This window comes from Aureisphaera galaxeae (assembly GCF_028561275.1).
GTDB classification, from domain to species: Bacteria; Bacteroidota; Bacteroidia; order Flavobacteriales; family Flavobacteriaceae; genus Aureisphaera; species Aureisphaera galaxeae.
This window is the reverse complement of sequence record NZ_JAQQTF010000002.1, coordinates 181,909-194,307: the sequence shown is the minus strand read 5'-3', so window position 1 is coordinate 194,307 and position 12,399 is coordinate 181,909. Positions and strand designations below refer to the sequence as shown.

At 42.5% G+C, this 12,399-nt stretch carries 9 protein-coding genes; 1 reads left to right on the top strand and 8 read right to left on the bottom strand.

The window, feature by feature from the left end; all coding sequences use genetic code 11:
• The first annotated feature begins 36 nt into the window (after positions 1-36).
• A complete protein-coding gene (locus POV27_RS00800) occupies positions 37-1,092 on the top strand; it encodes an endonuclease/exonuclease/phosphatase family protein (protein ID WP_272860822.1) in 1,056 nt (351 codons plus the stop codon).
• A gap of 64 nt (positions 1,093-1,156) precedes the next feature.
• Here POV27_RS00800 and POV27_RS00795 read toward each other — a convergent pair whose 3' ends face one another.
• From POV27_RS00795 to POV27_RS00760, 8 genes are all read right to left on the bottom strand, one after another.
• On the bottom strand, positions 1,157-1,600 hold the full coding sequence (locus POV27_RS00795) for a hypothetical protein (protein ID WP_272860821.1): 444 nt from the start codon (positions 1,598-1,600) through the stop codon (positions 1,157-1,159).
• 104 nt (positions 1,601-1,704) lie between these two features.
• Positions 1,705-4,320 carry a TonB-dependent receptor gene (locus tag POV27_RS00790; protein ID WP_272860820.1) on the bottom strand — a complete coding sequence of 872 codons (2,616 nt, stop codon included), beginning with the start codon at positions 4,318-4,320 and terminating at the stop codon, positions 1,705-1,707.
• A gap of 186 nt (positions 4,321-4,506) precedes the next feature.
• Positions 4,507-5,742 (bottom strand): M23 family metallopeptidase, encoded by a 1,236-nt coding sequence (locus tag POV27_RS00785; RefSeq protein WP_272860819.1) that lies wholly within the window; start codon positions 5,740-5,742, stop codon positions 4,507-4,509.
• A gap of 13 nt (positions 5,743-5,755) precedes the next feature.
• Positions 5,756-6,688 carry a tryptophan 2,3-dioxygenase family protein gene (locus POV27_RS00780; protein WP_272860818.1) on the bottom strand — a complete coding sequence of 311 codons (933 nt, stop codon included), beginning with the start codon at positions 6,686-6,688 and terminating at the stop codon, positions 5,756-5,758.
• Between the two features lie 6 nt (positions 6,689-6,694).
• Complete coding sequence (locus POV27_RS00775) at positions 6,695-7,465, bottom strand: DUF3108 domain-containing protein (protein WP_272860817.1); 771 nt, start codon at positions 7,463-7,465, stop codon at positions 6,695-6,697.
• Between the two features lie 103 nt (positions 7,466-7,568).
• Positions 7,569-8,732, bottom strand: a complete 1,164-nt coding sequence (hppD, locus tag POV27_RS00770; protein WP_272860816.1) for a 4-hydroxyphenylpyruvate dioxygenase — start codon at positions 8,730-8,732, stop codon at positions 7,569-7,571.
• Positions 8,733-8,826: 94 nt separating this feature from the next.
• On the bottom strand, positions 8,827-9,987 hold the full coding sequence (locus POV27_RS00765; protein ID WP_272860815.1) for a homogentisate 1,2-dioxygenase: 1,161 nt from the start codon (positions 9,985-9,987) through the stop codon (positions 8,827-8,829).
• Positions 9,988-10,149: 162 nt separating this feature from the next.
• Entirely contained in the window at positions 10,150-12,387 is a 2,238-nt protein-coding gene (locus tag POV27_RS00760) for a patatin-like phospholipase family protein (RefSeq protein WP_272860814.1), read from the bottom strand.
• Positions 12,388-12,399 lie beyond the last annotated feature (12 nt).

Here is a 12,399-nt window from a genome sequence, read left to right as displayed (position 1 = left end):
GTAATTGACTTTACGCAAACTTAATACAACGCAAAAATGAAATTAACCTATACGCTGATTGCACTCTTTACTGCAACCGTATTTACAGGGTTCGCCCAGAACGAAAAAACCTATAAGGTGAATACCGTTGCCTTTTATAATCTGGAGAACCTTTTTGACTATGAAGACGATCCTCTAACGTTCGATGACGATAGAACTCCGGACGGAAAAGATCACTGGACTGAAGAAATCTACAAGGCCAAGTTGAAGAATATGGCTCAGGTCATTTCCGAAATAGGAAAGGATGTTACGGGAACCGCCCCAGCCATTATTGGAGTGTGTGAAATTGAAAACCGCAGGGTACTGGAAGACCTTATCGTACAGGAGCCCCTGCTTAACAGAAATTACGGCATCATTCATTTCGACTCTCCCGACAGAAGGGGAATCGATGTGGCATTACTCTATCAGAAAAAGGTGTTTACGCCTACGAACTACGACAAGTACGAATTGAAAATCTACGATAACAACGATGCTACGAAGCGTATTTACACGCGCGACCAGTTATTGGTGAGTGGCCTGTTGGATGGTGAAAAAATCCACGTTATCGTAAACCACTGGCCTTCCCGTAGTGGTGGTGAAGCCCGTAGTCGCCCAAAACGAATAAAAGCGGCCAAATTGAACAAGCGTATTATCGACTCTCTATTTGGCGATGATCCTTATGCCAAGATCGTGACCATGGGCGACCTTAACGACGACCCTACCAGTCCCAGTGTAAAGGAGGTTCTTAAGACCCAAAAGAAGAAAAACAAGATGGATATTAAGGAGTTATACAATCCTATGGAAGACATGCACAAAAAGGGTCTAGGTACCTTGGCATGGCGTGATGGTTGGAACCTTTTCGATCAGATCATTGTTTCTACCGAGCTTACCAAGAAGGACTACTCTTCCTACCGCTTGTACAAGACCGGAATCTTCAACAAAACCTATTTGGCGAATCCGCGAGGACGTTATAAGGGGTATCCCTACCGAAGTTTCGCTAATGGCGCCTACACAGGAGGCTATAGCGACCATTTCCCGGTGTATATCTACCTCATCAAGGAAACAGCACCATAAGACGCAAAAACTCTTTAAATCATATAAAAAAAGCCCTGATATCTCAGGGCTTTTTTTAATGTCTTTAGGCAAACCACTGTTGCCATGGAATTCGGCTCAGCATAAATACCAAGGCTATGGTATAGAAAATGGCCAGCATCTTAAATTTAGGTTTAGAAACCAGTTTCTTTTTGTGTTTGGAATATCCTATGGTTATGAAAATAACGGCTAGAATCATCACCGTTATATGCTCTACAGCATATAGCCGAAGCATCGAGTCCTTCATCACCGTACCCATGCCATTGTTGGTAATGGATTTAAGCCCCAAAGGTGAAATGAAATACAAGAGTAATCCTATAAGCAATTGTATGTGGGTTACGATAAGTGCAAAAAGGGAAATGCGGAAATCCTTGGGTTGGTATTCCTTATTTCCGAAGAACCCTGCCAGGGCATTCAAGGTTGCGATGAGGACCATGAAAAGGGTTAAATAGGCCCAATACGAATGCAGGAACTGAACGGTGGTATACATAGATAGAAGTGTTTTTGGTTTCCTTTCAAAGGTAGGGATTATTCAATAAAAAAAGAGGCCGGCAAATGCCGACCTCTTCCTAATTTATTAACTACAATCTTGTATTAGAAAGTATAACGTAGGGATGCGTTGTAAGTTCTTCCGTTTTCAGTGAAGAATCCAAAACGATCTGTGTTAGAAATTCCGATGTAATCGAATACGTTATACATGTTAGCTCTTAAAGTTAACTTGTTACTTCCAAGATCGAACTTGTATGTAAGACCAGCGTCTGTCTGAGAGTAAGGCTTCAACTCAGCAGGTGTGTAGTCTACAGCACTAGTGAACTCATCGGTGAACTCATAGTGACTCGCTCTATAGTTAAGGTTGGCATCTACGCTTAGTCCTTTTACAACCTTAGCTCTAAATCCTAAACCTGTGGTGAACTGAGGCGCACGGGATACTTTTACCCCTTGACGGTCAATACCAGCTACTTCAGAGATTAGCTCTCCTGTATCATCGTTGTATTCTGCAACAGTAGACTTTCCTTTGAAAATCCAGCTACCTCCAGAAAGGTATCCGTTAAGCGTTAACCAGTCTGTAGTTCTCCAGCTGAAGTCCAACTCGGCACCACTGTGGAATTGACGGATTCCTCTTTGCAATCTGTTCGTGAAAATTTCGTCTCCTTCCACTTTTGGATCTGGATCGATCTCACCGGTAGAAACAGTAGTTCTATTCGCCCAATCTGTAACGTAAGCGTTGAAGCTAGCACGGATGTTGCTAGACTGGAAGTGGTATCCCCCCTCGAAACTACGAATGATTTCGTTGTCTACTTCAGGGTTTACAAGATCATTAGAAGTTCTAACATTGGTAAAGATGTTATCCAAGAAAGGTTGTCTTGAATAGTATCCTCCGTTGAAGAAGATAGAGTGCTCACCTTCGATGGTGTAAGAAACACCTCCTTTAAGGTTGTACCCTAACTTATTTACTTGATCTGAAGTTTCGGTTGTTTGATTTCCGTTTGCATCAGTTTCGAATCTTCCTTCTCTTTGGTAAGACTGCGTAGAAACAGCTCCTTGGAAGAATACAGAGAAGTCATCGGTACTATACTCTAATTGGCCAAATCCACCAATGTAGTTGATATCCTCAGAGTAATCGTAGTCGATACGGTCTCCCTCATCGGCAAAATTAGAAAGTGCTGCCCATGGATCTGCATCGAATGTGTTAGTTACAGTAGCTCCATCAGGACGGTCATTAGCCCAACCGTTCAAACCATATAAGTCTACTATCTGACGGAAGTGGTCTCCTGTATATAAACGAATATCTCCACCAAAATTAGCACTTAAGTTTTCAGTAAATTGGTGGTTAAGGTTAGTTACCATACCATACCATTGGTGGTTGTTTACAGAAGCTCTACGGATGTATCCTTCGCGCTCTGCGTTGTCTCCAGTACCAATTCCTGCGTTGTATTCAAAAATTAGATCTCTATCCAACTGTCCGAATAAGGGTCCGTCTCCATCAGGGTCTGGTCCTCTTAGGATACTGCTTCCTCTAGAAGTACTTATCCCTCTAGGTCCAGTTCCTCCTCCACGTCCGAAGGATGCATACAATACAGTAGAAAGATCTGTTTTCTCTCCAATATTCCAGTCCCAGTTAAGGTTCATAACGGGTTTGTGGTAGTAGTTTTGTCTTTCGGAAGTAATTCCGTCTTCATCATACCACCAGTGCTGATTCCACTTAGGATCTGCTTCGATACGGTCTCTTGGTTGTGACCATTTCTGTCCGTGCAACTGAGGAGCACCCGTAATCAAGAAGTTGAAGTTATGATTGTCGTTTGGCTTGTACCCAACAGCGAAGAAGTAGTTTTGCCCTTCACCGTAGGTTCCTCTTGACCATTTTCTGTGTGCTTGCCAGTAATCTAACAATACAGAGAAGGCCCATCCGCTATCACTTACTCCAGTGTTGTAAGCAGCGGTTCCTTTCATGTAGCTATCGTTTGCTCCTAAGAAACGAGCAAATCCACCTTCTTTTTGCTCAGCAGCCTTCATTACGATGTTGGTAGTACCCCCAACAGAAGAGATTGCCAATTTAGAAGATCCCAATCCACGTTGTACCTGAATGGCGTTTGCAACGTCTGCAATACCTGACCAATTGGACCAGAAGATACGACCATCTTCCATAGCGTTAATAGGCTGACCGTTTAATAGTACCGCGATGTTACTATTGTCGAATCCACGTAAGAACAACTGAGAATCACCAAATCCAGATTGTCCAGAGACATACGCAGAAGGCGTACTCTTAAGTGCTTGGGTAATCTCAACGTTACCGGCTACTTTTTCTTGAATTTCCTGAGCTCTAATAGTAGATACTGCCACAGGAGTCTTACGATCCTCGGCAAGGTCAATTACCCCAGTACCTACGATTACTACCTCAGAAAGAGTGTTCGCATCGGCGGTTAACCCGATAGATCCTAAATCTGCAGACCCTCCAGATAGTGTATAGGAAACCGTTTTGGTTGCATACCCTATGTAAGAAATTTCAATCTCACCAGAATTACTGCTAACGGAAAGAGAGAAGTTTCCGTCAAAATCGGTTACAGTACCATTGCTGGTTCCTGCTTCAATTACCGTAGCACTTGGCATAGGACCACCTAGGTCAGCGTCGGTCACTGTCCCAGATACCGTTCCTTGTGCAAAGGTAGCAACGCTACCCAATAGCATTACAAATAGTAATAGTTGTTTCATAATTGTTTGTTTAATTAAATAAGTGTTTGCAAAAATACTATTAACCTACAGGTTATGGCTAATTTTAAATGTTAAGAAATGGCTAACAGTATTTCAGTGAAATTTAACAAATTTTAACTGTATTTACTGAAAATGAAAGGATTAAATTAAGAACAGGGTTATTAACAATTTTTCAACCGAAAAAAATTAATAAGGAATGCAGTCTAATTGCTCTTTTAATGCGCTCATTTTGGCAAAGTAGTCCTCATGGTATAACGCGTCCAATGGCTTAGAAGCCGGCAGGTCTTCTCTAAAGGGATCCACTTGTTTACCGTTCTTCCAAAAACGATAACATACGTGCGGGCCACCCGTATTTCCGGTCATCCCAATCCATCCAATCACCTCTCCTTGCCGTACGAAATCTCCCACTTTGGCTTTACGGGCCTTCATATGTAGATATTGGGTTTCGTAAGTACTGTTGTGTTTAATTTTTACATAATTCCCGTTTCCTCCCCTTCGTTCCGATTTGGTCACCACCCCATCTGCCGTTGCGAGAATCTCGGTTCCTATAGGTGCTGCGAAGTCAGTTCCCTTGTGCGGACGCACTTTGTATCCATAATAGGCAATTCTTCTTTTCAAGTTGTAGCGGGAAGAAATGCGGCTAAACTTCACTGGAGCTTTCAGGAAGGCCCGGCGTAAATTATTAGCCTCTTCATCGTAAAAATCGGCCACGACATTGGTGGTATCTACCTCGGGTGCATAATTGAACGCATAAAGGGGCTTCCCTCTATGTTCAAAATATACGGCCTTGATTTCATCTAACCCAGCAGGAATGGTATCGTTAATATACTTTTCAGTATAAATAACCCTAAAGTTATCCCCCGTTTGCAGCGCAAAGAAGTTAATGGTCCAAGCATAGATATTGGCCAATCGTTCGGTCATATATGGACTCAAATTATTGTCCGACATGGTTTGGGAAAGGGAACTTGTAATAATTCCAGAGGCTTCCTTCTCTACAAAGTTTACCGGTTTCTTTTCGTTGAAAACGGCAATACTATCGCGAAGGTCGATTACGGCATAATCCACCCGGTTTTTCTCGTAAATAAATACTTGTGTATTTTGAAGGGAATCCTTGGAATTCAATAACACATAGGGACGTCCTACAACCAACTTCCGAACATCGAAGCTATCCTTAAAAACGGTAGCTACTTCAAAAATCTTGTTCTGGGAAACTCCATTGGCATCTAAAATGGCTCCGAAAGTATCCCCATTCCTTATGGTATCCCGTACAACATTATAATCGTTAAGCACATAGCCATATTCTTCTAGGACGATAGGGGCCACTTCCTCTTCTACGGGGACAATTGTATCTAAATCGTCTTTAGTGTCTTCGCAAGCCACGAAGAAAAAAACGAGTATGGGGATAATAAGTAGCTGCTTCAATACTTCAATTTTTCTAAACGTCCTGACCCCAGTTCTCGAGTTCCTCGGCAGTCCAAACATCTGGGAAGAAAATTCGCTTCTGATATTTGGGAAGCATGTATTTTGCCCAATCGCTGCCTCCAGTTGCCTCTTCCGGTTCGTTGCCATGATTCAAATACTTCACTGCGGTATTATAGTGAGCCATTACCCAAGTAACGTTCACGGTATAATCGTAATGACGCATGGCTTCCCTTAATTTGGGGTTTTCCCGAACGTCTTTCGGTAAACTTTTAAATTTAGCGTACAAATTTATAGTATTATATTCTTTTGTGAAGGCAATAAACTCATTTTTATACTGTTCCTCGAACGCTTTTAACAAATAGCTCTTCTTTCCAGTCTTAAAATTCTTCCCAGCTGCTTGCCAATACAAATGCTCCAGAGCATGTTCATAGGAAGTGTTTCTATCGATCGTTGCACGGTACCGCGCATCTATTAGATTAATAAGATCCGTAGAAGCAAATTCGATCTTTCGGTACTGAGCACTTTGAAAACCACTAGCCGGTGTAAGTGTATTCCTGAATTGAAGGTACTGCTCCACTTCCATTCCTTCGGACATGATATTGAAGGAAGAGGTAAGCATATCGAAATAACGGCTTATACGCATAAGGCGCTCCGAAAAGAACTTCGCCGTTAGATTTTCGTGATGCGATACTTGGGCAATTTCCCAAAGGATCATTTTAAACAATAGTTCGTTGATCTGATGGTACATGATAAATACCATCTCATCGGGTAAGGTGGTACGTTGCACCTGGAGGTTGAGCAAGGCTTCGGTTTGTATGTAATCCCAATAGGTAATGGGTTCTCCATATAACAGGCCTTCTAAGTGGGTATCTAAATCCTGATCTATGGCATTGTATTTCTTCTGAAGTTGCTCTAGGAGTTTTTTGGTTTCTGGTTGGATCTCCATGGGTTGTTAGTCTACGTGTATTTTAAATGAATTTTTAAGTCCTTTGAATTCTGTGAGGGAAGCCTTAAGGGACCCGACAGCCAAATCGGCCTTGATAAGCATGGGCATTTTGTTCTCGTCGTCCGACACCCATACGGTTAAACTTTCCTTCTCACGAAATACCCTACCGGACTGTACATAGGGACGAAACTTTAGGGTAGGCACCTTACCAAATCGGGTGCGGATTACTTCCCGCCCTAAAAACTTTAAACGAAACTTGTAGTTTTCCTTATCGAAAAACATATTTATATCTATGGTTTCCCCTTCTTTTAACGAAGAAGCATCCAAACGATTTCGCAGATAGTAAAAAGCCGACACCATATCTTGAGCATCTGCCGGAAAGGTAACCCAATCCTTTGTGTCCTTCTTTCTATTATGAACGAGTGCTTGTCGGGTGGTATGGTTAAAGTCGATCTGAATATCCTTGGTGTAGCCTCCTTCGTCGATATCCCGTATAAAACGGTAGGGAATATCCTTCTCCTTGTCTACATAAGAATGGTAATTGTCCTCTACTTTAAAAAATGCCCTGGACAATCCCGTCGTTTTACCATATCCTTTAATGTGGTACACTTCCTTGTTATTGAGTACTTCATTGTTCACCTCCAAGGTGGCATATCCAGCAGTCACAAAACCGTAGTGCACCCGAAACTTAAACCATTCTCCGGCATCATAGGCTTTTTCCTGTGCTTGGGACAGGCCAAATACCATTGTAAAAAAGAGGAACATTGCATATTTCATTCGTATAGATTTTGAGGTCATCGCAAAGGGGTACGCAAGGACTGTTCCAAAAATGGACAAAGCCCCATCTATTTAGACGACGGAGCTTTGCCGTTGTTACGGTTTATAAGGTTCCTCTTCTCGCTTGCTGGCGCTCAATGGCTTCGAAAAGGGCTTTAAAGTTCCCCACTCCAAAGGATTGTGCTCCTTTGCGCTGTATAATTTCAATAAACATCGTAGGTCGATCCAGTACATTGTTGGTAAATAGCTGCAACAAATACCCCTCTTCGTCTCGATCTATTAAAATTCCGTGTTTCTTCAGAACTTCAATATCCTCATCAATAATTCCTACGCGCTCTGTAATATCGTCGTAATAGGTTTCTGGAACGTACAAAAATTCTACCCCTCGTTCTCTCATGGCCGATACGGTCGCTACGATATCATCGGTGGCCAAAGCAAGGTGTTGCACCCCTGCGCCATTGTAGAAATCCAAATATTCTTCGATTTGCGATTTCTTCTCAGCTTCCGCCGGTTCATTGATAGGGAATTTAATTCGGCCATTCCCATTGCTCATCACCTTACTCATAAGGGCCGTATATTCGGTAGCGATATCGTCATCTACAAACGAAATAATCTGTGCAAAACCCATTACCTCGGCATAAAACTTACACCAAGTATTCATTTCATTCCACCCAACATTTCCCACAATGTGGTCAATGAACTTTAAGCCCACCGGAGGTGGATTGTAGTGCGATTCCCATTTTTCGAATCCAGGAAGGAATACTCCATTGTAGTTCTTGCGCTCCACGAAAATGTGAACGGTTTCTCCATAGGTGTAGATTCCAGAACGGATTACGTGCCCATGTTCATCTTCTTCCTTCGTTGGTTGCATATACGGTTTTGCTCCGCGCTTGGTCGTTTCTTCGAACGCTTTGGTGGCATCCTCTACCCAAAGGGCAATGACCTTGGCTCCATCTCCGTGCTCGTCGATATGACGGTTAAGGTCTCCGCCTTTATTAAGTGGAGAAGTAAGTACCAAACGGATTTTGTCCTGTTTCAATACATAGGAAACTCGGTCTTTTAGGCCCGTTTCCAAACCGGCATAAGCTTCGGATTGAAATCCAAAAGCGGTCTTGTAGTAGTGCGCGGCCTGCTTGGCATTCCCCACATACAATTCGACATAATCGGTTCCCAAAAGCGGAAGAAAATCCTCTGCTTCGTCAAATAATTTCTTGAGTGTATATTCTGTATTTTGTAATTCTGTTAGATCTTTTATTTCTCGTGCCATTTCTTTTAATTTTTTAGTGCATTAATACTTCATGAAAAGAAAAGACCCAATTACCACATGGCCCTTGAATGGGGTGCTATGTCTAAAAGGTTTTTCATTCTTCTAACCAACTTTGGAAGTAGGTTTCGTCTGCTATCTTCAAGGCTTCTTCGGTCACCATTAACGGCTTGAAGGTATCTACCATCACCGCCAATTCGTCCGTTTTCACCTGTCCAATACTTCGTTCGGCAGCCCCTGGATGTGGTCCGTGGGGTATCCCTGCAGGATGCAAGGATATATGGCCGGCATCGATATCATTACGGCTCATAAAATCACCATCTACATAGTACAACACCTCATCGCTATCTATATTGCTATGATTGTAAGGTGCTGGAATGCTATCGGGGTGATAATCGTACAATCTTGGACAGAAAGAACATACCACAAAGGCATCGGTCTCGAACGTTTGATGCACTGGTGGGGGTTGATGAATCCGTCCTGTAATGGGCTCAAAATCGTGAATGGAAAAAGCATACGGATAATTGTACCCGTCATATCCCACTACATCGAAGGGATGTGTGGCATATACCATATCGATGATTTCATCATTCTTTTTAATCTTGATGAGAAAGTCCCCTTTTTCATCATAAGTCTCCAACTCTTCAGGTTTTCTTATGTCCCTTTCACAGAATGGAGAATGCTCCAACAATTGGCCGAACCAATTGCGGTAACGTTTGGGGGTATAAATTGGTCTTCTCGATTCTACAATGAATAATCTATTATCTTCATCGTTAAATTGCAATTTATAGATCATCCCCCGGGGAATCAATAAATAATCCCCGTAGCCAAAGTCGAGATTCCCCATATGGGTTCTCAATTTCCCACTTCCCTTATGAATGAAGAGCAGTTCGTCTGCATCGGTGTTTTTATAGAAATAATCGTCCTGCGATTTTTTGGGTGCCGATAAAATGATGTTACAATCGCTATTGGTGAGGATCACCTTTCGGCTTTTCAAATAATCGTCTTCGGCAGGCACTTGAAAGCCCCTGAAACGATAGGATTGCATATTATTGGCCTTGGCCACCTTGGGCGCAACGCTGTATTGATTTTTAATCGCTTTTACTTGAGTAGGACGGTGCTCGTGGTACGAGTTACTATACATTCCGTCGAACCCAATGGTTCCAAATAATTGTTCGGCATACAGACTTCCGTCGGGTTTCCGAAACTGGGTATGACGTTTGGGAGGAATCTTCCCTAATTTATGATAAAATGGCATGGTAGTAAATTTACGTTAGTACTTGTTTTTCAGCAAAAAAGAAGCGTACTATTCTGGATTTCTCTTGATGAGCATCTTGAGAAGAAGCAATGTATATTTCCAAGTCTTGTTTACCATATTACAAATATCGGAAAAAAAAGTTTCCGCCTGATTAAGAATTCACTAAAAGCGAAAGCCCACGTTTACATACCATTCGTCCGTATCCCTCTCGGGTGAAAAGGAATATTTCACTTCTACAGGACCTAAAATGGTTTCCAGTCCATATCCTATAGCATAACCACTATAGTCGATCCCATCGATCCATTCCCCGCGTTCGAAGAGTTCGTCCCCCACATTGGCAATGTTTCCGGCAACGCTTATATGGTGTTTTCTGAAAATCTCGTAGTCTACCAAAAGGGAAGCTTTTAAGTAGGTATCCCCTCTTAGACTGAGCCCTTCGTATCCATACAATGGCACAATGTTGTTCAATGGTTTAAAGCCATAGCCTCCCAGAAAGAAATCGAGGGACTTCGTAAAGCGGTTTCCAACCTTCACCCCACCTTCGTTCGTAATCACTGCGGAAAGCTTGGGAGTAAAGGAATGCGCATAGGCCATTTGGGCCTTTGCTATACTAAAAGGCTCAAAGTCCCTATTTCCCCCTTTGGCAAAGAGGTACCAATGAAAATCGCCTTCAAAATAAATCCCTTTTCTGGGGAAATACTTGTTGTCGAAGGTGTCATATTTCAAAATGCCATACGTGCTGTAGTAGTTGGTATTCTCAAACACTGTTCTAGGAAGGTTGTTTTCATCAATACCGATGGTTTCTGAAAGGTACCTCAACCATTTATGCTCGGCACCCAATCGAAGCAAGAAACTCCTTTGGAAAACGGTCTGCACAAACAACTGATTGGTAAAATCGTCATATTGAAGGTTAATTGCATTCACCTCCGCTGTATCGGGCACGTTGTTTTCATTCAGAATAAAATCGATGGCAACGTCCTTGTCGAAACTATTGAATGCAGACCGAAGCCCCACGCTCCAATAGAATCCCTTATCTATGTAATAATCCAAATTATACCGGATATTGTCTCCAATCCCAATATCCAAGGAAGCCACATCATTGTTGGTAAGCAGTCTTTTTTGGGTGACATTCAATAAGGCAGCGGATCGAAAAAGGTCGTCGTAATGAGCCCCCAAACGGAGTAGGGTCCGGGATTCACTTTCCCGAAGATAAAACTCCAAAGAATATTCTCCTGTATTATCCGGATCCTCTACAAACTTATAGTCAATACCATCAAAATTTCCCGTAGCTGAAAGGTTATTTACACCATTATTGAAGGCTTCATAGGTAATTTCGGAAGGGGTCTTCAACTTGAGTTTTCCCAACACATACGACCTTGTATAATCTTGGTTTCCATAAATGAACACGTTCTTAATGTACAGGGAGTTCTTACTCACAAAAGGAATAGCTTCCCGTTTTTCCTTCTTTGTTTGTGAACCTGCTAAGTTCTCCAACTCAGTGCGCATCTCTTGCGCCGCCATTTCACCCGATTGTATGATCCGCTTCCCTTCGTCGAAGGAAACTACCGAAAAATCATCAATGGAGGGATTGATATAGATATGGGTTTTCTCCCGTTTGGCTTCCATGTCCTTAATGGTCCTGTAATTGTTGATCTGCACCAAAACCTCTACCCCACTTTTTAGTTTTTCCCGATCCCTCAATTCGTCTTGCACATCGACCCCAATCACAATATCCGCCCCCATGGCCAACACTTCATCGATGGGATAATTATTTACCACCCCGCCATCTACATAAATAGTATCGTTAATGGTTACGGGCTGAAAAAGGGAAGGTAAGGCTCCACTGGCCGTTAGCGCCCTAGGCAAATATCCTTTGTCCAGGATAACTTCTTCTCCAGTTTCAATATTAGTGGCAACACAAAAAAATGGAATGGGTAGTTCGTTAAAATCGTTTACATCCTTAACATGCAAGAGTAGGCGGGAAAGTAAATTGTAAACGTTTTGTCCTTTGGATATTCCCGAAGGGACCTTCAGTTTAAAATCATCGAATGGAAGGGTAACGGCGTACTTTTCGGCATCATCTTTTTCATAGAACGTCTTGGCTCCGCGGGGAACATCATCCTGTATGAGGGTTTCGAAATCGAGCACATTGAAAATAGAGTCCAACTGTTGCGCCTTGTACCCCGAAGCATAGAGCGCACCAACAATAGCTCCCATACTGGTACCGCCAATGTAGTCAATCTCAACGCCGGCCTCTTCAATAATCTTTAGGGCTCCAATATGTGCCAACCCCTTGGCTCCCCCGCCACTGAGTACCAATCCTACCTTGACATCTTCCTTTTCCTGTGAGAAAGAAAAGCAATGTACAAGTAGTATGCATATGGTTAGTGCTTTTCTCAACGATACAATTTT

Bases quoted from the DNA above. Each gene is read 5' to 3' on its own strand.
- POV27_RS00800 (WP_272860822.1), top strand. From the start codon at position 37: ATGAAATTAACCTATACGCTGATTGCACTCTTTACTGCAACCGTATTT.
- POV27_RS00795 (WP_272860821.1), bottom strand. From the start codon at position 1,600: ATGTATACCACCGTTCAGTTCCTGCATTCGTATTGGGCCTATTTAACC.
- POV27_RS00790 (WP_272860820.1), bottom strand. From the start codon at position 4,320: ATGAAACAACTATTACTATTTGTAATGCTATTGGGTAGCGTTGCTACC.
- POV27_RS00780 (WP_272860818.1), bottom strand. From the start codon at position 6,688: ATGGAGATCCAACCAGAAACCAAAAAACTCCTAGAGCAACTTCAGAAG.
- POV27_RS00775 (WP_272860817.1), bottom strand. From the start codon at position 7,465: ATGAAATATGCAATGTTCCTCTTTTTTACAATGGTATTTGGCCTGTCC.
- hppD (WP_272860816.1), bottom strand. From the start codon at position 8,732: ATGGCACGAGAAATAAAAGATCTAACAGAATTACAAAATACAGAATAT.
- POV27_RS00765 (WP_272860815.1), bottom strand. From the start codon at position 9,987: ATGCCATTTTATCATAAATTAGGGAAGATTCCTCCCAAACGTCATACC.